19 protein-coding genes and 1 pseudogene are annotated in these 21,136 nt (G+C 60.4%); 12 read left to right on the plus strand and 8 right to left on the minus strand.

Annotation, left to right across the window (positions count from 1 at the left end; translation table 11 throughout):
- Positions 1–384: 384 nt before the first annotated feature.
- Positions 385–1,308: a LysR family transcriptional regulator gene (locus P3T21_RS36850; RefSeq protein WP_429260787.1), complete on the minus strand. Its 924-nt coding sequence runs from the start codon at positions 1,306–1,308 to the stop codon at positions 385–387.
- Positions 1,309–1,494: 186 nt separating this feature from the next.
- On the opposite strand from P3T21_RS36850, the gene P3T21_RS36855 reads away from it, so the two are divergent.
- Genes P3T21_RS36855 through P3T21_RS36865 form a run of 3 tightly spaced genes read left to right on the plus strand, consistent with a single transcriptional unit; the run spans position 1,495 to position 3,644 of the window.
- Positions 1,495–2,073, plus strand: a complete 579-nt coding sequence (locus P3T21_RS36855; protein ID WP_429260788.1) for a YceI family protein — start codon at positions 1,495–1,497, stop codon at positions 2,071–2,073.
- 20 nt (positions 2,074–2,093) lie between these two features.
- A complete protein-coding gene (locus P3T21_RS36860) occupies positions 2,094–2,699 on the plus strand; it encodes an FMN-dependent NADH-azoreductase (protein ID WP_429260789.1) in 606 nt (201 codons plus the stop codon).
- A gap of 39 nt (positions 2,700–2,738) precedes the next feature.
- Positions 2,739–3,644: an NmrA/HSCARG family protein gene (locus P3T21_RS36865; protein WP_429260790.1), complete on the plus strand. Its 906-nt coding sequence runs from the start codon at positions 2,739–2,741 to the stop codon at positions 3,642–3,644.
- Between the two features lie 572 nt (positions 3,645–4,216).
- Here P3T21_RS36865 and P3T21_RS36870 read toward each other — a convergent pair.
- From P3T21_RS36870 to P3T21_RS36880, 3 genes are all read right to left on the minus strand, one after another.
- Positions 4,217–4,639 carry a hypothetical protein gene (locus P3T21_RS36870; protein WP_429260791.1) on the minus strand — a complete coding sequence of 141 codons (423 nt, stop codon included), beginning with the start codon at positions 4,637–4,639 and terminating at the stop codon, positions 4,217–4,219.
- A 6-nt stretch (positions 4,640–4,645) separates the two neighbouring features.
- On the minus strand, positions 4,646–4,948 hold the full coding sequence (locus P3T21_RS36875; RefSeq protein ID WP_429260792.1) for a DUF4148 domain-containing protein: 303 nt from the start codon (positions 4,946–4,948) through the stop codon (positions 4,646–4,648).
- Between the two features lie 906 nt (positions 4,949–5,854).
- The gene (locus tag P3T21_RS36880) at positions 5,855–6,187 is read right to left on the minus strand and encodes a TetR/AcrR family transcriptional regulator (protein WP_429260793.1); all 333 of its coding nucleotides are present in this window, start codon (positions 6,185–6,187) and stop codon (positions 5,855–5,857) included.
- A 535-nt stretch (positions 6,188–6,722) separates the two neighbouring features.
- On the opposite strand from P3T21_RS36880, the gene P3T21_RS36885 reads away from it, so the two are divergent.
- The 4 genes from P3T21_RS36885 to P3T21_RS36900 all read left to right on the plus strand — a co-directional run bounded on the left by P3T21_RS36885 (position 6,723) and on the right by P3T21_RS36900 (position 13,852).
- Complete coding sequence (locus P3T21_RS36885; RefSeq protein WP_429260802.1) at positions 6,723–7,751, plus strand: efflux RND transporter periplasmic adaptor subunit; 1,029 nt, start codon at positions 6,723–6,725, stop codon at positions 7,749–7,751.
- 15 nt (positions 7,752–7,766) lie between these two features.
- Entirely contained in the window at positions 7,767–10,904 is a 3,138-nt protein-coding gene (locus P3T21_RS36890) for an efflux RND transporter permease subunit (RefSeq protein ID WP_429260794.1), read from the plus strand.
- A gap of 200 nt (positions 10,905–11,104) precedes the next feature.
- Positions 11,105–12,574 (plus strand): efflux transporter outer membrane subunit, encoded by a 1,470-nt coding sequence (locus P3T21_RS36895; protein WP_429260795.1) that lies wholly within the window; start codon positions 11,105–11,107, stop codon positions 12,572–12,574.
- Between the two features lie 786 nt (positions 12,575–13,360).
- Positions 13,361–13,852 (plus strand): LysR substrate-binding domain-containing protein, encoded by a 492-nt coding sequence (locus P3T21_RS36900; protein WP_429260803.1) that lies wholly within the window; start codon positions 13,361–13,363, stop codon positions 13,850–13,852.
- A gap of 3 nt (positions 13,853–13,855) precedes the next feature.
- Here P3T21_RS36900 and P3T21_RS36905 read toward each other — a convergent pair whose 3' ends face one another.
- The 3 genes from P3T21_RS36905 to P3T21_RS36915 form a co-directional block, all read right to left on the minus strand.
- Positions 13,856–14,425: a TetR/AcrR family transcriptional regulator gene (locus P3T21_RS36905; protein WP_429260796.1), complete on the minus strand. Its 570-nt coding sequence runs from the start codon at positions 14,423–14,425 to the stop codon at positions 13,856–13,858.
- Between the two features lie 119 nt (positions 14,426–14,544).
- Complete coding sequence (locus P3T21_RS36910; protein ID WP_429260797.1) at positions 14,545–14,748, minus strand: hypothetical protein; 204 nt, start codon at positions 14,746–14,748, stop codon at positions 14,545–14,547.
- A gap of 42 nt (positions 14,749–14,790) precedes the next feature.
- Positions 14,791–14,925, minus strand: coding sequence for a hypothetical protein (locus P3T21_RS36915; protein WP_429260798.1), 135 nt, complete (start codon positions 14,923–14,925; stop codon positions 14,791–14,793).
- 108 nt (positions 14,926–15,033) lie between these two features.
- On the opposite strand from P3T21_RS36915, the gene P3T21_RS36920 reads away from it, so the two are divergent.
- On the plus strand, positions 15,034–15,972 hold the full coding sequence (locus P3T21_RS36920; protein WP_429260799.1) for an NmrA family NAD(P)-binding protein: 939 nt from the start codon (positions 15,034–15,036) through the stop codon (positions 15,970–15,972).
- A gap of 57 nt (positions 15,973–16,029) precedes the next feature.
- On the opposite strand, the pseudogene P3T21_RS36925 reads toward P3T21_RS36920, so the two are convergent.
- A pseudogene (locus P3T21_RS36925) lies at positions 16,030–16,164 on the minus strand (NADP-dependent oxidoreductase); the annotation flags it as partial.
- A 211-nt stretch (positions 16,165–16,375) separates the two neighbouring features.
- On the opposite strand from P3T21_RS36925, the gene P3T21_RS36930 reads away from it, so the two are divergent.
- From P3T21_RS36930 to P3T21_RS36945, 4 genes are all read left to right on the plus strand, one after another.
- Positions 16,376–16,924: a GNAT family N-acetyltransferase gene (locus P3T21_RS36930; protein WP_429260800.1), complete on the plus strand. Its 549-nt coding sequence runs from the start codon at positions 16,376–16,378 to the stop codon at positions 16,922–16,924.
- 92 nt (positions 16,925–17,016) lie between these two features.
- Positions 17,017–17,376 (plus strand): hypothetical protein, encoded by a 360-nt coding sequence (locus P3T21_RS36935; protein WP_429260801.1) that lies wholly within the window; start codon positions 17,017–17,019, stop codon positions 17,374–17,376.
- A 154-nt stretch (positions 17,377–17,530) separates the two neighbouring features.
- Entirely contained in the window at positions 17,531–18,301 is a 771-nt protein-coding gene (locus P3T21_RS36940; RefSeq protein WP_429260804.1) for a protein-L-isoaspartate(D-aspartate) O-methyltransferase, read from the plus strand.
- A gap of 108 nt (positions 18,302–18,409) precedes the next feature.
- Complete coding sequence (locus tag P3T21_RS36945) at positions 18,410–20,911, plus strand: SAM-dependent methyltransferase (RefSeq protein ID WP_429260805.1); 2,502 nt, start codon at positions 18,410–18,412, stop codon at positions 20,909–20,911.
- The last annotated feature ends 225 nt before the right edge of the window (positions 20,912–21,136 follow it).

Below are 21,136 nucleotides of genomic sequence, written 5' to 3' on the forward strand. Positions count from 1 at the left end.
ATGTTGCCCGTTCTCCGCAGGAAGGTCACCCCGGCTTCGTAAGCCGGATCTGCTTCGCTCCCGACACTTCGAGATCGGGAGCGAGCGCACGAGGGCGAGGTTCACGACGGGGTTGCTAATGCTGACGAGTCGTACACGCTTCAAACGTTCCGACTGTCGCCCGCGCTGCTGAATGGCTTCGGGGAGGAAATCACGGGCAAACACTATTTCCCCTCACAGGCCGCAGTGGTGCTGCAAGATACCCGGAGAACAATCAATTGCCTCAAGTCCTTACCACCGGTCGGCACAAGCTTGAACCGTCGTATCGCTGACATGAGTGCGCGATGATCTGTTCGGCGGTGAATCGACTCTTACGCTTCGCCCGCCCTGGGTAAGGTGACGAACTTATCGGCTGGCAGCGTTCTGTGAGGGGTTGGTCATCGCTTTGTCCAGTTTCTCCAAAAGAAATTCGGCGACAACCACTACTGCGGGCGGCACCGGTGGGCGGCTCGTGTAGACGAGCTGCAGGCCGAGGCCGGTGCTGGCACGCCGATAAGTCGGCAGCACGCGTACCAGTTTCCCCTGCGCGATGATTGGCTCAACTATTAACTGCGGCAGCAGCGCAATACCCAGTCCCGCGATACAAGCCTGCGCCAGCACTCGCATGTCGTTGACCGCGAACCGGCTGTTGATCGACACTTCCTGACTACCGCGTGGACCCTGCAGACGCCACGTGTTGCGACCCTGGCGACTGGAAATCGTCAGACAGTCGAGTTCGGCCAGTTCACGCAGCGTGCGTGGTGCAGCGTGCCGTTCCAGATAGGTCGGACTCGTCGCGAGGATCATTGCACTCGGCGCCAGCCGACGTACCTTAAGGCCGCTACGGGTCTCGATGCCCATGCGCAAGGCCAGATCGATGCGCTCGGCGATCAGATCGGACGGCGCATCGTCGAGCAGAAAGTCGATGCTGATGTGTGGATAGCGCGCGTAGAACTCGACCAGCCATTCCACGCGAAAGAATTCGAACAGGCCCGCCATCGCGGTAACGCGAACCGAACCGGACGGTGCCTGCTCATCTGCATGGAGTCGCCCGATCTCGAGGATCTGGTCAAGCGCCGGCGCATAACGCTCGAACAGTGCCTGTCCTTCCGTGCTCGGTGCGAGTTTGCGAGTCGAGCGATGGAGCAGACGTGTGCCGAGTTGCCCTTCGAGTTGATCGATGCGTCGGCTCAGCGTATTTGCCGGCATCCCCAGACGCCGGGCCGCCTCCGAGAAGCTGCCGGCGCGGACGACCTGGACGAACATCGCCAGATCATTCAGATCAAGCATGGCATTTCTCCATAAATGGATTAATCAAATCCTATTTTACCACCTAGTGTGAAGTGCCTTTAATCCCCATACTTGAGATGTCGCACAGGAAGCGGCCGTAAAAAGTCATTCTCCCGCTCCATGGTGGTGTTGCATCACCTGATACCGCGCACGGGCGCGGCAACTTAATGATTCAAGGAAATTGATTTGAAGAAGCATCTGATGTTTGCGGCTGGTGCGCTCGCCGCCTCACTGTCGTTTTCGGTATTCGCGGACGTGCCGACGTACCAGCTTGATCCGGACCACACGTACCCGAGTTTCGAGGCCGACCACATCGGTGGCCTGTCGGTCTGGCGTGGCAAGTTCGACAAGTCGCAGGGCACGGTGACGCTCGATCGCGCGGCAAAAACCGGCACCGTTGAAGCGACGACCGACATTGCAACGGTCCACACGGGTAGCACGAAACTCGACCAGATCCTGCAGTCGGATCAGTTCTTCGACGCGTCGAAATTCCCGGAAGCGACCTACAAGGGCACGATCAGGTTCCAGGGTGACAAGCCGGCCGCTATCGTCGGCAATCTGACGATGCACGGCGTGACCCGGCCGCTGACGCTGAAAATCGATTCGTTCAAGTGCATGCCACATCCGATGCTCAAGCGCGAAGTGTGCGGCGTCGACGCGGTGGGCGAATTCGATCGCAGCGACTTCGGCGTCGACTTTGGCAAGGCGTACGGCTTCAGTATGAAGACCAGGCTGCTCATCTCGGCCGAAGCACTGAAGCAGTAATCCGTTCGGAGATAAGTCTCATGAAACTGTTACACGTAGATTCCAGCATCCTCGGGCAAGGCTCCGTCAGCCGCGATCTGTCAGCGGATGTCGTCGCGACCTTCCGGGGCCGCCGTCCCGACCTGGCGGTCACTCGTCTCGACCTTGCCGCCACACCGATCGGTCATCTGACGGCTGAACACCTCGCGGCCGCGCAAGGCGCTCCGGTCGACGATGCATTGAAGGCCGACGTTGCCATGGGCCAGGCCGCGCTTGAGGCGTTCCTGGCAGCCGACATCGTGGTCATCGGCGCGCCGATGTACAACCTTGGCGTGCCCTCTCAACTGAAGGCCTGGATCGATCGCATCTCGGTCGCCGGGAAGACGTTCCGCTACGGCGAGCACGGCCCGGTCGGACTGTGCGGCGGCAAGAAGCTGGTCATCGCCTCGTCGCGCGGCGGCGTTTATAGCGCAGGCTCGCCGGCCGCCGACTTCGATCATCAGGAAACCTATCTGAAGGCGGCTTTCGGCCTTCTGGGCGTCACGGATATCACCTTCATTCGTGCGGAAGGTGTGGCGATGGGTCCGGACGCACGCAGCGTGGCCATCGCCTCGGCGAAGCAGGAGACCGCCGCGCTCGCTGCGTGAGATAGCACCGCCCTGACAAATACTCCCCGGAGAACAACCATGTCGAACACCCAGAAGCTCATCGCCGTCGTGGGCGCAACCGGCCAGCAAGGCGGCGCCGTTGTGCGCGCGCTGCAGGCGAGCGGTCAGTTCAAAGTGCGCGCTTTGACGCGCAACCCGGCCATGCATCCGAAGCTGGGTGACGAAGTCGTTCTGGCGGATTTCAATCGTCCGGAAACGCTTAAAGCCGCATTTTCCGGAGCACACGGCGTTTTCCTGGTGACCAATTCCTGGGAAGCACAAGATGACGAGCCCAAGCAGGCGCTCGCGGCCGTCAACGCGGCGAAAGACGCCGGCGTACAGCACTTCATCTGGTCGACGCTTCCCAATGTGGAGACGATCAGCGGCGGAACGATCAATGTCCCGCACTTCACGGCCAAGGCGAAAATCGAACCCATCGTGAGCGAAGCCGGATTTCCGTACCACACGTTCGTGATCGCGCCGTTCTATTACCAGAACCTGATCGGCCTGATGGCTCCGCAGAAACAACCGGATGGTGCCGTGGGTTGGGCGCTGCCGCTTGATCCGGAGCGGCGTGTCATCCATATGGGCGACATCACCGAACTCGGCCGACTCGTGGCCGGCGCGTTCGCGCAGCCGGAACTCGTGGGGCGCGGCGAACACCTGGCGCTGGTCGGCGATTTCCTGAGCTTCAACGAGATCATCGCCACCCTGAATCAACAAGGAAGCACGCTCTCGTTCAAGCAAGTCCCGCGCGAGGTTTTCGCCGGCTGGTTTCCGCACGCCGACGGTATCGCGGCGATGCTCGCCTACTTCGAAGCGCACACGTATCTCGGCTCGGATTCGCGCGACGCGATCGCGCTGGCCGACAAAGTCGCCGGCCAGCCGCCGACGAAGTTTGCCGCATGGGCCAAAGCGAACTTCGCGATTCCGGCAGCCACCTGAAAACAAGCCTCTCCGAACGGAAAGGCTCCTTGAAGCACACGAAGAACGGGCTAATACCCATGAGCCGAATTCCTACCCACATATCCGGGCAAGGCAATGACGGACGCGAAACGCGCAGGCTACGACCTCGACACGTTGCAGGTGGCTGGTGCCCACACGGATCGATCAACGACCCAAGGTTATATCAAGTCAAGGGAGGTCCCGGTATCGACTGTCGTGCTGCAACTTCCGCGCGGTACCGCAGCGTGAATATTAGAAATTTCTAATATCCCTCGAACGCTGCTCAATTTTCAGGCACTAGTGAAAAAGCCGCAACGCCTTACGGCGTGCGGCTTCGATCTTGGTCGGGGCGAGAGGATTTGAACCGCCTCTGAGGCCCGCCCAGTAAGGCTCTGGCGCTGATCCACGTACCGTATGGATACGGGTTGTGGGACAGTCGATAGTGTAGGCGATCCGCCCTACCACCTGCAACCTGTGCAGGTTCTATGTAGCCCGCTTCCAGTCACCCGTGCGTATTCGGCGCTCGGCCTCCGCTTTGACCTTACGGTACAACTCGCCGCTGTTGGGCACGTTCATCGCATATCCTCGAAGGCCCCGACGATCTCAAACAGCGCCGGGTCTTTGACTCCCGCCTGCACGATCTGATGAACTGTCTTCAGTAAATGCGCTCGCAGTTTGGGTCCCATACCACTACCCGCCCTCGCCGTCGTCGCGTAGCCGATGCACAAACCATGCACTTCAGGAAATGTCAGAAGCTGATCAGCCTTGCGCCAGAAGACGTCCCCCTCGCCGCCAATGTTCCCAACGACTCGCAATACGTCTGAGAAGTGATCCACGACACGCTGATAGCTCGCTTGGAGTTCCGGCGTTTCCGTTTGACGAAGAAGGCTTGGGTCGATGAATAGGCGGGTGTCGACGGCGACAGGGCGCGCGAAAATCTTGATCGCTGGATGGCAATGAAGCCGCGCAACCGGGCAGAACCCGATAGCCAACAAGACAGGTTATTGACCGAAGAAGACCGGCTTCATGCCGCTGGTGCTTGTGGGGCGCCCAGATTGCGACGAGCCGCTAACGGCGGGGCCGTGCCCACTATCTTGCTCTGACGCGGGTGCTTGGGCGAACTGGCTGTTTGTAGGAAAGTCAACTGTGTTCGCGTTTGCCGGATTGTAGCCGGCCTGCTCCAGCTGGACGAGTTCGGCGCGAACTTGCGCGCGGGTTAAAGGTGCGTTCGCCTGTTGAGCCAACGAAACAACTGGTGCACCGAGCACACCGGCAATGATAGCAGCGTGAATAAGGGACTTCATGTTGCCTACCTCCAGACTCTGTTTCCCCTGCTGCGAACAACCTTGCTCGTAGCCAGTGACTACAGTCTAGATAGGGAAGCCGTCCTGGACTAGTGTGCGTTTGCGTGAAATATTATTGCGATTTTTGAAAGTAAGATTGATGGCCGCGTAATGCAATACGCACTGGAGCAAGCGATTGACTGCTCCGGCTCGCCGTTCAGCGCGCGGTCAGGTTAGCGAGCAAATCATGTAACGGACTTGCAACGACCCTGCAATAACTCGGTAAGTCGCACCTGCATTGCACGAGAGGGTCCCGGCGTGGGGGGGACTGTGCGCTCAGGCGTCGGGCGGTCGCCTCGGCCAACCCGCTGCTCGCGCCCGTGATCACGACGACTTTGCCTTCGATGTCAGCCCCGAGTCCAGAGACGGGACATCCGATCGTGCCTTCGCCCTAGAACCATTGCTCAATCAGTGAGAGATGTTCCGGGCTCAAACATCCATAAGCGTGTGAGCCCTTGTCAGGAGGGAAAGCAGTGAACTTCTCTTTCGATTCGGGAAATCTGCTAGCAAAGCTCGCGATTACAGTGCCGATCGTTCAGGCGCCGATGGCCGGTTGGGCGTTGTGGCAGGTTATTCGTAGTCCACGCGTGCATGTCCCACCTTCGCTGGCAAGTAGCTGCCAGCTGTGACCAGTATCACGGAAAGCGAGACGGACTATCTATATTTGGCAAGTACTGGTGCAGCAGTCCGTGGCGATCCGTGACATCGTGACCGCCCAGATCATCGCCGAGAACACGACCATTACACGTGCTCTCGTAACCTCGGGCTCTACACCTGGGTGTTGCCTTGCAACGATATCAACCGACTTGAGAAAACCGGCCAATGCCGCTTCAGGAGTGCCGTCATCGGCACGCACCAGCTCTCTGCTCAACCCCGCAATTGGACAGCCCCATATCGATTTTCCCGATGATGTGTAGAGAGATAGCTTGCAGCGATTGCATCCAACCATACCCTGCCGCCACTTAGGCAAGCTGCAGCTTCGACCATCTCGACGATCGAGTTCATGCCAGCGCCACAGGCTTCCGCTACCAACTGGTCCTTGGAACTGAAGTGGCCGCAGAACCATCCGTGAGTAAGGCCGGCGGCCGCCATCAACTCGCAGAGCCCCGTGGAGCAGATTCCGTTCCGGCGGAATTCGGCGGCAGCCGCCTTGACGATCCGACGCCGCGTCTCAGCAGCTTGTAGCTTCGATTTTTTCATTTGACGCATCTTTCCAACCGTCGGCTGAAGCGACGTCTCCATCATTTGGATTATATAAAACATCTAACGTAGAGCGAGACGTTGGACCAGTGAACACCAGATCCCTCGCAGAGAAGATGAGATCCCCGTTGACACGTTATAGATGGTGTGTGTAATCTTAAATGAAGTTTGGAAGTCGATCATCATCTATGTGCCATAGGTGCTGCTCCTGCGTCCCGAGGCGATCGGGACGTCGACGGCGCATACCTTCAGGCCAAGGCGGCGCAATCCCAGGGTTGGCCGGCTTCAACTAAACGGGCAACAGATACTTCGAGGGCGCAAGCGAGTGGACACGGAAACGAAGCTACATACCGGTCAAGCGCCTGAAGGAGATGTCCGGCGTACAGGAAGACGATCGCTATCCAAATTCTGGATTGCTTCCGGAGTAGTGATCGTGGTCATCGGGGTTGGATTGTTTGTCCATTCGCGCGGCGCGAGTACCCCTTCTGCCGACGCCCACCCGGCGCTTCCGCAGGTCACGGTGAGCAAGCCGCTTGTGCACGAACTTGATACTCGGCTCGGCTTCCTTGGGCAGTTTTCCGCGGTCGACCAGGTCGAACTGCGCGCTCAGGTCGGCGGCACCCTTACGGGCATATATTTCAAGGATGGGGACATCGTCCACAAGGGCGATTTGCTTTTCACCATTGACCCGGTTCCCTATGAGATCAGGCTTGCTCAGGCGAACGCCCAGCTTGAAACGGCGACAGCCCGGCTCGTGCTCGCTGACCGGGAACTGCGCCGGGCGCAGGAACTTGAACGTAACGACGCAGGAACGGCGCAGAACGTCGAACAGCGCACGTCCGACCAGCAGGCCGCCCAGGCTGCACTGGACGATGCGAGGGCTCGGATCCGGGATGCCCGGTTCGATCTCGACCATTGCCGTATCACGGCGCCATTCACAGGCCGCATCGGCGCGCATCTTGTTTCGGTGGGTAACCTGATTGCTGGCAGCCGCGCGGCGACCAGCCCAACGACGTTGCTTGCCACGCTTGTCTCGCTTGATCCCATCCATCTGGATTTCGATATGAGCGAGTCCGATTTCCAGACCTTTTCCCGATATCAGACGCATCTCCACGGTACGCCGGTTGAGAAAGTCGAGCTTGCGCTCGGCAACGAAAAAGGATTCACGCGGCAAGGCGACCTCGACTTTATAAACAACGTAATCGACCGGTCGAGTGGGACGATTCATGCCCGGGCTACGGTGCCGAATCCCGACCTTCTCCTGACCCCGGGGGAGTTTGCCCGCGTGAGGCTGGTTGTCGCTCATCCTGTGCCGACGTTGCTCGTACCGGACGCCGCAGTGGTGCCGGATCAATCCCAACACGTTGTCATGACCGTCTCCTCCGACGGCACCGTCGCGCCCAGGCAGGTCGAGATTGGCGACCTTCGTGGTGGTCTGCGGATCATCCGGTCCGGCCTCACAACGAATGACCGCGTGATCGTGGATGGGCTGCCATACGCAGCGGCCGGAGCAAAGGTCACGACGCGGGACGGCACGATCCGTTATGCCGCCAATCAGGACTAGGATCGAGCCCAAACCATGCGCATTGCTCATTTCTTCATTGACCGGCCACGCTTCGCCACTGTTGTAAGCAGTTTTCTGACGCTGATGGGACTCGGTGCGATGTTCGTTCTTCCGGTCGCGCAGTATCCGGAAATTGTCCCGCCGACCGTGCAGATCACGACGTCCTATCCAGGTGCCTCCGCGGAAACCATCGCACGCACCGTTGCGACGCCGCTCGAGCAGCAGATCAATGGCGTCGAGAACATGCTCTACATGAGCAGCCAGTCGACCGGCGACGGAAGGCTTACGGTCACTGTGACATTCAGGATCGGTACCGACCTGAACGTCGCACAGATGCTCACGCAGAACCGCGTGCAGGACGCATTGCCGCGACTGCCTGAGGATGTCCAGCGTCTGGGCGTGCGGGTGAGAAAAGCGACACCGGGCATACTTCTGGCCGTTCACCTGTACTCGCCGGACAAGACGCGCGACACGCTGTATCTCTCGAACTTCGCAACCTTGCACGTGAAGGACGCGCTCGCGCGGCTGCAAGGCGTAGCCGACGTACAGTTCCTGGGCGCACGCGAGTACGCCATGCGCATCTGGCTCGATCCCGACAAGGTTGCCGCAAACAATCTCACCGCCAGCGAGGTGCTTGCGGCATTGCGTGCGCAGAACCTGCAGGTCTCGGCCGGTATCCTGAATCAGCCACCGGCGCCCGGGAGCGAAGCGTTTCAGATCAACGTCGAGGCCCTGGGTCGGCTCTCCACGCCCCAGCAATTTGCCGATGTCGTCGTCAAATCCGACAATCAGGGACGCGTGACGCGCATACGCGACATCGGTCGGGTCGAAGTCGGTGCGGCGGATTATGGTTCAACAGCGTTCATGGATCGTAGCGATGCCGAGCCATTGCTGATCTACGCCGAGCCTGGCGCGAACTCGCTTGCGGTCGAGCATGAAGTCCTGTCCGCCATGCAGGGTGTGAAGCAGGACTTCCCCCAAGGGGTGGATTACAAGATCATCTACGATCCCACCACCTTCATCGGCCAATCGGTCGACGAGGTGGTCCTTACCATCTTCGTCGCGATCCTGCTGGTTGTCGGCGTCGTCTTTCTGTTCCTCCAGAACTGGCGAGCGACGATTATCCCGGTCGTTGCGATCCCGGTCTCTTTGCTCGGGTCATTCATCGTACTCGCGGCGTTCGGGATATCGCTAAACAACCTTTCTCTATTCGGCCTCGTGCTGGCGGTCGGCATTGTGGTCGATGATGCGATCGTCGTAGTCGAAAACGTCGAACGCAATATGCGCTCCGGCATGTCCCCGACGGAAGCCGCCCACAGGACCATGGACGAAGTGGGCGGGGCGCTGCTCTCGATTGCACTGGCGTTGTGCGCCGTCTTCGTCCCGTCTGCTTTCCTGAGTGGTATCTCCGGTCTGTTCTTTCGTCAGTTCGCGGTTACGATCGCCGCGTCGACGGTCATTTCCTGCTTCGTTTCGTTGACCCTCAGCCCTGCCCTTTGCGCAGCGCTCTTCAAGACGCACGAGCCGCATGATGCCTCGCGCGCCGGCCCCGCACAGCGTCTGCTTCATGCGGGTTTCAATCGCTTTAACCATGCCTTTGACAGGTTGTCGATCGGGTATGGGAATCTGACCGGTCGTCTCGTTCGCGGACTGACTGTTGTTCTCGTCATCTACGTCGCACTCGTCGGTATCGCCGGCCTGGAGTTTTCGCGCACGCCGACCGGTTTCATTCCTGAGCAGGATCAGGGCTACCTGATCACCGTGGTTCAACTTCCGCCTGGCGCCTCGCTGGACAGAGCCGAGAAAGTGGTCCGCAAGGCAATCGACATTATCCTGACGACGCACGGTGTTGAGCACGTTGCCCCGTTCGTAGGGCTTGACGCCACGACGTTGACCGTGGCTTCGAACTCCGGAACGATCTTCTCCAGCTTGCCGTCGCTCTATCACCACTCCATTCCCGGCGTAACGGCGAACACGGTATTAGCCGACCTGCGCAAGCGCCTGTCCGTGATCAGGGACGCCTACGTGCTGACCATCCCGCCGCCTCCGGTGCAAGGTCTCGGCAACTCGGGCGGGTTCAAGATGATGCTGGAGGATCGTGCCGGGCTTGGCTCGGAAGCGCTCGTGCATGCCGCGAATGCTCTCGTTGCCGCGGCCAACAAGGATCCGAGCTTCGCCGGCGTGTTCACCCTGTTCAACGCGGGTTCGCCCTCGGTCTTCGCGGATATCGATCGTGTGAAGGCGGAAAAAGTAGGCCTTACGCCGACCGACGTGTTTTCAACGCTGCAGGTCTATCTCGGCTCGCAGTACGTGAATGACTTCAACTATCTCGGCAGAACCTACCAGGTCATCGTTCAGGCTGACGGGCAGTTCAGGCGTATCCCGCAGGACATTACCCGTCTGAAGGCCCGCAACCAGTCCGGTGAGATGGTACCGATCGGCACGGTGGCGCAGATGCAGAATCATACGATTCCCTATCGCGTGCCGCGCTACAACCTTTACCCCGCTGCCGAGGTCCAGGGCGTCGCTGCGCCGGGCGTCGCCACCGGTACGGCACTACACCGCATGGAGGGGCTTGCCCATCAAGTCCTTCCGCAGGGTATCGGCTTCGAATGGACCGAGCTGGCTTACCAACAGCAGCAACGTGGTACCCCGACGCTTCTGGTCTTCGGTGCAGCTGCGCTCTTCGTATTCCTCGTTCTGGTTGCGCAATATGAGAGCTGGAGGCTGCCCATGGCGATCGTCCTGATCGTGCCGATGTGCATCCTTGCCTCCGTCACCGGATTGCTTGTGCGTGGCATGCCAATCGATATCCTCGCGCAGATCGGCTTCGTTGTTCTCGTAGGGCTGGCCGCCAAGAATGCGATCCTGATTGTCGAATTTGCCCGCCAGAAGGAGAACGACAGTGCTTCTCCGGTTGATGCCGCCGTGCATGCCGCGCGCACGCGCCTGCGCCCCATCCTGATGACGTCCTTCTCCTTCATTCTGGGGGTTGCCCCGCTCGCAGTTGCAACAGGGGCTGGCGCCGAAATGCGGCAGTCGCTCGGAACGGCCGTCCTGTTCGGCATGCTCGGCGTGACCTGCTTCGGGCTTCTCTTCACGCCTGCCTTCTATATCCTCATTCGCAAGTTCAGCCGCAAGGAACGCGCATGACCGCTGCCACTGCCTCCGCATGCCGGCTGCCTGGCGCATTTACGTCGTTTTGTTCGACAAGCGCCCTTCAGCGCCAGGAACACGCCGGTGTGTGTCATGCGACTGGCACCACCAAAGCGGTTATTGAAGCGCGACAACATCTCGCGCTCGAGACGCTCGGGCCGTCGCAACACAGAAAGCCGCGAAATGTGGTGGAGGCCATGGCAGCCAGTCTGGTCCTCAGCGTCGGCATAACCGCATGTGCCGTGGGACCGGACTATGTGGCGCCCACCACAGATCTCGCACCGTTCCACAACCGCGTTGCAGCCAACGCCCAGCATGCGACGATAGCCGCACCCCACCTCGACACGTGGTGGACGGGTTTTAACGACCCGATGCTCGTCGCGGTCGTCGAGCGCGCTCTGGCGCAGAACCTCGATCTTGCCGCTGCGTTTGCCCGTGTCCAGCAGGCCAGGGCGGCGGCGTCCGCGGCAGGCGCGCAACTTCTGCCGACGATCGATCTCGATGCGACGGGCTCGGCTCAGCACCAAAGCCTTCTCAGCCCGCTCGGGACGCTCGCCAGGGCTTTCCCCGGCTACAGCCGCGATCAACGGGAGTACAACGTGGGTGTCGCGGCAAGCTGGGAAATCGACCTCGCCGGTGGGCTGCGCCGCAGTGCTGCTGCGGCACGCGACGAAGCGCTAGCCGCTCAGGCAGCGCAGCTCGGTACGCGCATCACTGTTGCTGCAGACGCGGCGGATGCATACCTGCAGATCAGGGGGTTTCAGACCCGGCTTGCGGTAGCACAGGATCAGATCGATACGGATGCTCGCCTACTGGAGCTGGTTCAAGTTCGGCGTCGCGCAGGCGCTGCGGACGATAGGGAAGTTGCCCAGGCAGAGGCGCTTCTCAAGCAAGCCCGGTCTACCGTTCCCACGCTGCGCACGGAGCTGGAAGCACAGTTGAACCGTCTCGACGTGCTCATGGGCGCACAACCGGGAACATACGCACAGGAACTGGCCGGACCAGGCGCAATTCCCGCAATTCCCCCGATTGATGATAACGACCAGCCGCTAGATGTCCTGCGACGCCGACCCGATATCATCGCGGCCGAGCGCCGGCTAGCTGCGTCAAACGAGCGTATCGGTGCCGCGATTTCGGACTATTACCCTAAGATTTCGCTTTCCGGTGCGCTTGGTTTCGATAGCCTTAGCGGCAACCACCTGTTTACCGCTAAGGCGTTCCAGTCTGTCGGATCCGGAGCGCTCCGGTGGCGCCTGTTCGACTTCGGCAAGGTCGACGCAGAGGTCGCTCAGGCGCATGGTGCCAACGCCGAGGCGCTCGCCACGTATCGCCAGGCGGCCCTGAAAGCTACCGAAGACGTCGAGAACTCATTTATGGCGCTGTCGCAAACAGAGGCGCGGCGACAGGAACTGCAGGATGAAGTTGCGTCGCTGACGCGCGCTCGCGACCTGTCCGAACGCGCCTACAAGGCAGGCGCAATCACGCTCACCGATGTACTGGACGCGGATCGTCAACTCCTCGTGGCGCGTGACGATCTTGATAGCACCAGGACGGATGCCGCACGTGCAGCCGTGGGCGCATTTCGTGCGCTTGGTGGCGGGTGGGATCTGCCCTCCGATTCACGCGTCGCAAGCGACAGTCGGAGAGTGTTGGCTCCAGCAAGGTAGAGGACGAACGCTCCGTCCTTTCAACTCATTCTGTGGTCCAGGCATTGTCTAAAGGAAGCTTGAGGAATGTGGTCGGCAATGTCCTACCTGAGCATAGCCTAGTCTTTTTTGATTTGTCCCCGTGCGGTCCATCATCAGATGGTGGACCGCCGAAAGTGAGGCGACATGGACCGGCTTCAGGCGATGCAGGTATTCACCAATTCACCAAAGTAGTCGACTGAACCACTTCTGCCGCGCCGCGGATGCGCTTTACCTTCCGCGCGCTACCGTCAGTCATCGTCAAGAATCTGCAAACGCATCTTGAGATTCGTCTCATACAGAGATCAACTCGACGCCTTAGCTTCACACCGGAAGGAGCGGAGTAGTACCGACATTACGTACGAATACTGGCCCAGATCGACGAGACGGAAGATTCTCTTTTGAATACCGGAAAGAGGCCACGTGGACGGCTCCGCATCGATATGCCCGCGTCGATCGGGAGACTTGCCGTCATGTCATGAGTCAGAGATTTCCGCGAACGGTTTCCCCACGTCAATCTGGTGATTGGACTTGGTGACAACCCCGTCGACCTGATTCATGAGGGCATAGACTGTGCGATTCGGGTTGGGGAACTGGGAGACTCAAGCTTCGCTTCTTCCGGCGCAGGCTTGGTGATCTGCTGGCACGCACCGCAGCCAGCCCGGATTACCTTCTCCGCTCCGGGAAGCCACAACGAGTCGAGGAGCTTGAAGAACATCTTGCAGTGCAATACTTTTCGAACCGTACCGGAAAGATTCCGAACTTCAAATTCGACATCGACGGTGTTGCGGTAGAAGTCAAATGCGACCCCCACTCTCGTTAAGCGACGTTGACATCTGTGTCATGTGCGGTGCTAATGGCGCCGGTGTGATTCAGGCTCCCCGCTTCATACTGGCGCCGTATCTCGAATCCGGCGCACTTGTCGAAGTCCTGCCCCGCTGGAGTCCGCGACCGATGCCGATCACGGCCGTCTATCCTCACAATCGACGCCTTGCTCCCAAGGTACGTGTCTTCGTGGACTGGCTCGTCGAACTGTTCGAGAAATGCCCATTGATGTCGGATGACGTCGACTCGAACGCCCGCTGCCCCCATCATCTATCCAACCATGTCGGGGCCGCCGACTTCCTCCTGGAACCTGGCCATGCACGCAACAACCAGCGGGGAAGCGGCACATCACTGAGGCACAGGCATGTTGCGCAACACTTCATCCGATTCCGAACTCGTCCGATGAGCCGCGGCAAGGCGGTGTTGTCGGGGTGAAGATCATTGGGTCAGATGCTTGCGCGCCTGGCGAAGTATCGAGGCCGAGAGCTCGGGATCGGTCACGACTCGCGCCATAGTCAGGGCCCCGATCATTGTGGACAGGATCACCAGTGCCTCTTTCTTTGCGGCCGCAGGCGACTTGCCATCGAGCCGAGCGGCAATTACGTCTACGAGGTTCAGGAAACCGGACGTCGTTGCCTCTCGTACACCATCGCTGCTTCGCGACAGCTCACTTCCCAGTGCAACGAACGGGCAGCCGTCGGCTGTGCTGTCCCGGTGCTCAATGGAAAGGTAGTCGGCAATCGCAGCGTGAAGCCCCCGGTCGCCGGATGCGCTCGAAAGCTTGGACTCTACGGCCTCTACCAACGATCCGACGGCGAGTGTAAGAGATTCCTCGACGATCTGATCCTTAGAGTCGAAATGTTTGTAGAAGCCGCCGTGCGTTAGCCCCGCTGCGGCCATGAGATCCGCAAGGGCGGTTCCGCCAATGCCTTTGCGCCGAAACTCCGAGGAAGCCGCCTCAACGATGCGTTGCCGGGTTTCCGCGGCCTCCTGTTTTGACTTTCTCATCTCTTTGCAACCCTCCGCTGTGCATGCGGTGAAACGAGAGGATGATACATGACATCTAACGGGGTTTCCATCGACATCTAAACAGGCTGGCGACCATCCGCCAGGGACATCGAAGTGGATCAACCTGTACTGGTTACGGCGCGACGGTCTGCCGCCCCTGTGCATCTCCACACGCCGAGGACATTGACGTCGAAGTCAGATTCGGAGATCTCAAGCAAGAGACCGGCGACTTCGATAACAGCGTTTTTGACCAGGATGGCGAGGCCGCCCAGTTGGGATATCGCCGTCGCGGTTACGGCATTGACTTCGGCGGTCGAGCGCACATCACAGCGCTATAGGCGCCAAGCAAGGGGGCATTGCCCACACTAAGTACTGATGCCGGCAGCCTTCATCAGGTCGTTGAGCCCAGTGGCGACGATCCCGTTCTTCCGGAACTCGCGAGAGGCCGACTCGACGATCCGCCTGCGGGTCTGCGCCGCCCCCTCCCTCGATTTCCGCATGGAGTTTCCTATCCGGTATTTATTTTGGATAGCAGTTGACATCTAAATTATGGCGCCTACACTTTGGATGCCAATAGACATCTAAAAAACCTCCAGCGGAGAATTCAAATGATTCAAGGAAAGGTCTTGGTCACCGGCGCGACGGGTGACACCGGCCGGGCGACGGTCAACGAACTGCTGGCCCGCGGCCACAGGGTCCGGGCGCTGGCCCACGGCCAGGATGACAGGTCGAAGTGGCTCCAGGAGCGGGGCGTCGAGGTCGTCTACGGTGATCTGCTCGACTTCGGCCAGATCCGCGCCGCGCTGAGCGGAGTGCAGCGTGCCTACTTCGTCTACCCCATCCGCCCCGGCATTCTTCAGGCGACGGCGTATTTCGCCCAGGCCGCCAAGGAGGCGGGCGTGGATGGCATCGTCAACATGTCGCAGAAATCCGCTCGGGAGGATGCCAAGAGCCACGCCGCGAACGGTCACTGGGTCTCCGAGCGGGTCTTCGACTGGTCGGGACTGACGGTCGCCCACGTCCGGCCGACCTACTTCGCCGAGTGGCTGCTGTACATCGCCCCGATGATCAAGGCCGGCCTGCTCCACGTGCCGTTCGGCACCGGCAAGCACGCCCCGGTCGCCGCCGAGGACCAGGGCCGCGTCATCGCCGGCATCCTCGAGGGCCCCGCCGGCCACAAGGGGAAGATCTATCCCCTCTTCGGCCCGGTCGAATACACATACCGCGAGACGGCAGAGGTTGTGAGCCAGGTGCTCGGCAAGTCCGTCGAATACAAGCAGATCAGCTTGGACGCCTTTTTGCAGATGCTGAAGTCCGGCAGGCAAATCCCGGCAGAGGGCGCGTCCTCCCGGAACCTGTACGGCGAACTGGGGGGGAAATCCGAGACTCCGGGCGATTCCTTCACCGTGCAACACCTGAAGGAGGTCCTGGTAGACCATCAGAACGGCATCTTCGAGGGCACCAGCGACCTCGTCGAGAAGCTCGGCGGACGCCCGCCCATGACGCTCGAGGCGTTCATCGCGAAGCATCGTGCAGCCTTCGAGTGATCGCCGGCTCCTCTTGTCAGTATCATCGCGACCGGCTGAACCACGAGCCGGTTTCGGATCGTTGGATTGAGCGCCGAGGCAGCAGACCGGGATCCGGGCGTAGCGATTGAGCAGCGGCAGGACCGCGTTCCAGATCGGACCGCCAACGTTCTCGAAATAGACTTCGATGCCGTGAGGACAGGCTGCCGCCAGGGCGTTAGAAAGCCCTTCGGGTCCTCCGCAAATTTACGAGGGAGCACCTATGCACCTGTTGGACAATCCGGTATGGCATGCACTCACAGGTCCTCAAAGATATTTCGGCATCGGCGAGGGTCGAGCGAGGCGCTATCAGCCAGACATTTCGCCGATAGCAGCACTCGAAAATCCTCTGGCCTCCGAGTCGTGGGCAGCACTGGCTGATATCGTGAAGGTTGGCGAAACGATCGGTCTGTTCGGCACCAGAGGAGAGTCGGTGCCGGACGTCTGGGAAACCCAGTGGCGCTATCCGTTTCTGCAGATGATCTGCACGCAGAGGAGTTTCCGCGCACCGGTCAGCGGTACGACGGCGCCTATGATGAGGGAGCTCGATCTGTCCGATGGCGCTGCGATGGTGACCCTGGCACGCCTGACGCAGCCCGGACCGATGGAGGAGCGCACGGTGACGATCGGGCGCTATCTCGGCATCTTTGACGGGAACGCCTCCCTCATTGCGATGGCGGGCGAACGCATTCGCCTTGACGGGCTGACGGAAATCAGCGGCGTCTGCACGCACCCGGACCATCGGGGTAAAGGTTATGCCAACGTCCTTGTCGCCTCGATCACGAAGCAGATCGTCGAACGCGGCGATACGGCTTTTCTTCACGTCAAGGACGGGAATAGCGGCGCCGCTAAAGTATACGAAAAACTTGGATTCTCTGTCCGCGCCGTGCACGACATCGCTGCACTGAAAAAAGCGGAAGAGATCCAGGCCTGAGCTTTTCGGCCGGATCGCCGTTCATTGAAGAAGCTCGGCCTCGATCTGCCCGTCGCGCCTTGAGTTGGCTTGCCACCCCTTGGGAAAAACCGATGTCCACAAGTTCTACGCCTACAGCACTCGTCACAAACTCTACCGGCTATGCGGGGCCTCCGGCAGTGGATGCTCTTGGCAAAGCCGGATTTCGTGTCCTCGTTCACGACAGGCAATTCTGCGATCAGGCCGTCCTCGAACAGTTCCTGCGGTTGCATCCACACGCGGAGTATGTTCCCGCCGAAAGTCCGGCCGGATTGCCGGGCGCCGCCCTGAACGTTGCCGGCAGGCTCGACGCAATCGTCAGCAACGACCACTATCCCGCCGGTCAGACTGCGTCAGCGGAAGACCCGGATATTTTCCGCCGCATCCCGATCTGGTGTCGAGCGCGGTGCTGCCGGCTGGGCAACGCGGGATGAGTTATACAGGACGTGCGGCTGCGCCATGGTACTTCAATCACTCAGCGCGGAGGATGCGGACGTTTGCCAGTTCGGAAATGGCGAGAGGCCGGCCTGATGCATGACAGGCCGCCGGACGTGTTTGACGCGAAGCCAGCCCGCGCATGAGCGTAGAATTACGGTAGGTCAGGCAACAGGGACCATTGTGAAACCGATGACGCTCTGGCTGCGCATCCTGATTCCAGCAATTGCATTGGTGTGGCGGTATTCCGGTGTTCACGCCGCCGACGATTTTGCGCTACGCCGGGAGAGAATGGTCAAGGAGATCGCAGCACTGACTGCTGACACCGGCACCGAAACCGGCAGGCATGCCATCGATGCGCGCGTGATGGCGGCCATGGAACAGGTGCCTCGCCACAAGTTTGTTCCGCCCGAGCAGGAGCACAACGCATACGAGAACAGGCCGCTTCCCATCGGCTATGGTCAGACAATCTCGCAGCCTTACATTGTTGCCCTGATGACCGACCTGATGATGGTTAAGCCCACTGATGTCGTGCTCGAGGTCGGCACCGGCTCCGGCTACCAGGCGGCAATCCTGGCAGGTCTGGCACGAGCGGTATATACGATCGAGATCGTCGAGCCCTTGGGAACGCAAGCGCAGGAGCGTCTGCAACGGCTCGCGTACAAGCAAGTGGAAACCAGGGTGGGCGACGGCTATTACGGGTGGGAAGCCCACGCGCCCTACGACGCCATCATCGTCACCGCCGCTGCCAGCCATGTCCCTCCCCCCCTCATGCGGCAATTGAAGCCGGGCGGCAGAATGGTTATTCCGGTGGGCGCGCAGTTTCTGACCCAGTACCTGCTGCTGATCGAAAAATCGGACGACGGAACGGTTTCCACCAAACAGATCTTGCCCGTCAGATTCGTGCCATTGGCCGGGCACTGATTCAGGGATGAGGTGTGACAGGGCGAATGGACATGGCGATCCCGTGCATCTGCCTTGTCTCTGGTCGAGCGCATCCTTCATGCCGCATCCATTCCCATTCACGCGATCATGCCCGCTGCGCCTTTGCTCGCCCTCTCCCTGCTCTCGGCCGCAGCGCTCGGCTACGAGATCCTGTTGATGCGCCTGTTTTCCATCATCCTTTGGCACCACTTCGCCTATATGATGATCAGTGTCGCCCTGCTGGGGTACGGTGCAGCCGGTGCGATGGTGGCGTTAGCGCAGCGCTGGCTGGCGCCCAGGTTTACGGCCGTGTTCGCTGGCGGCGCCATTCTGTTCGGCGTTTCCGCGGTCGCCTCTTTTGCGCTCGCCCAGCGTGTCGCGTTCAACCCCCTGGAGATTCTGTGGGATCCGCAGCAGCCGCTGCGCCTGCTCCTGATTTATCTGCTCCTGTTCGTCCCTTTCTTTTGCGCCGCGACCAGTGTCTGTCTCACCTTCACACGGTTCAATGATCAGATTCCCCGCATTTACAGTTTTGATATTGTGGGAGCCGGATTAGGCAGCCTCGCCATCATCGTTGCGCTTTTTGTCCTTGCTCCGCTGGATGCGCTCCGCCTTCTGGGCGGTGCGGGTCTGGCGGCAGCGGCGCTGGCATGCATCGAGTGCCGCTGGCATCGACACTGGTTGCCGGTGCTGTTGGTGGGAGCCGCGGCCATTTTGCCGACCATCCTGCCACGCGACTGGGTCGCTCTACGGCCGTCCGAGTACAAGGAATTGAGCCAGACCCTGCGCATCAAAGACGCACACGTGGTCGCTGAAAGCTCGAGCCCACTGGGTCTCATCACGGTAGTGGAAAGCCCTTTGATTCCTTTCCGCCACGCACCGGGGCTGAGCCTCAACGCGACCATGGAGCCGCCGCCACAGTTGGGAGTGTTTACTGATGGTGACGGGCTCGCCGCGCTCAATCGCTATGACGGACGGCGCGAGCCGCTCAGTTATCTGGACTACCTCACCTCCGCGCTTCCCTACCACTTGATGGAGCGCCCCAGAGTCCTGGTACTTGGCAGCGGCGCCGGGGCCGATGTGTTGCAGGCGCTTTACCACCGGGCGAGCGCAATCGACGCGGTGGAACTGAATCCGCAGGTGATCGACGCGGTGCAAGGCCGCTTTGCCGACTTCTCCGGCAAGCCTTACAGCGCACCCAACGTTCACGTCTTTACCGGCGAAGCGCGCAGCTTCATCGCTGGGCACGGCGAGCGCTATGATCTCATCCAGGTCGCGCTGCTGGATTCGTTTAGCGCCTCGTCGGCCGGTCTTTACGCGCTTTCCGAGAGCTATTTGTACACGGTGCAAGCGTTCCAGGACTATCTTCGCCATCTCAACCCTGGCGGCATGCTGGCGATTACGCGCTGGGTCACGCTGCCGCCACGCGACATCCTGAAATTGTTTGCGACGGGGATACTGGCCATGGAGGGCGTCGGCGTGGCGCAACCCTCCCGCCGGCTCGTGCTGATCCGCGGCTGGAAGACTACGACGCTGCTGGTCAAGAACGGGGAGTTCAGTGGCGCGGAAATCGTCGCACTGCGGGACTTCTGCCGTGCCCGCTCATTCGACGTCGGATACTACCCCGGGATGCAGGCCGCGGAAGCGAATCGCTATAACGTGCTTGAAACGCCATACTTCTTCGAAGCCGCGCAAGCCTTGCTGAGCCCCGATCGCGACAAGTTCTGGGCACGCTACAAGTTCGATGTTCGACCCGCCACGGACGACAAACCGTACTTTTTTCACTTCTTCAAATGGCGTTCGCTGCCCGAACTCCTCGCCTTGAAGGAGCAAGGCGGCTTGCCTTTGCTGGAATGGGGCTACCCGGTGCTGATTGCGACCCTGCTTCAGGCCACATTGGCAGCTTTGATATTGATCCTCTTTCCGCTCTGGATGATAAGGCGCCGCCAACACCTGGCTCACAGTTCGCCACCGTCAACGATAACCTTTGTCGGCAACGCCACTGCATCAGCGGCCTTATCCGGGCGGCGAGTTGCTATCTATTTCCTCGCGATTGGTTTCGCCTTCATGTTCGTCGAAATCGCGTTTATCCAAAAGTTCATCCTGTTCCTAGGTCACCCGCTCTATGCTGTCGCGGTGGTGCTATTCGCGTTCCTTTCGTTTGCCGGACTGGGGAGCCGATATTCGCAGCGCCAGCAAGGGGGCGGAGCGCATCTACCCAACCCCGCGCCAAGGTCGCGCTGGAATAGAGATCGTCGGTCCCTGCTGACAAGGGCCGTCTTCGCGATCTCCCTTATCTCCCTGCTCTACCTGGCCATCCTCCCCACCCTGTTCCGGCTGCTGATTTCCCTACCCGATCCAGCCAGGATCGCCATCTCCGCGCTGCTCGTCGCACCGCTCGCGTTTGCGATGGGAATGCCCTTCCCACTGGGACTCGGGCGCGTTGCCGGCAGCGCCGAAGCGCTCGTGCCCTGGGCGTGGGGCATCAACGCCTGTGCATCCGTAGTGGCCGCAGTTCTGGCAACGGTGTTGGCGATCCATCTTGGATTTACCGCAGTGGTAGTGATAGCGCTCTTGCTATATGTCGCGGCGGCGGCCGTTTGTCCCTAATTCCGCTCTGAACGAGCCTACCCCGAGGTCGACCGGGCCGCTGCCAAAGCCGCACATGCGGCCAAACTCCACAGCCGTCGGCGTAGCCGACCGCGCTCCGTCCCTGGCCAAAATTCAATCGGCACGGGGGGGTGGGGGGGGGGGGGGGGGGGGGGGGGGGCCGACGGCAGAGAGTTTTGAGCCCCCCCCCCCCCCCCCACCCACAAGGGAGGGGGAGAACGGGAG

This window comes from Paraburkholderia sp. GAS334 (assembly GCF_050436625.1).
GTDB lineage: Bacteria > Pseudomonadota > Gammaproteobacteria > Burkholderiales > Burkholderiaceae > Paraburkholderia.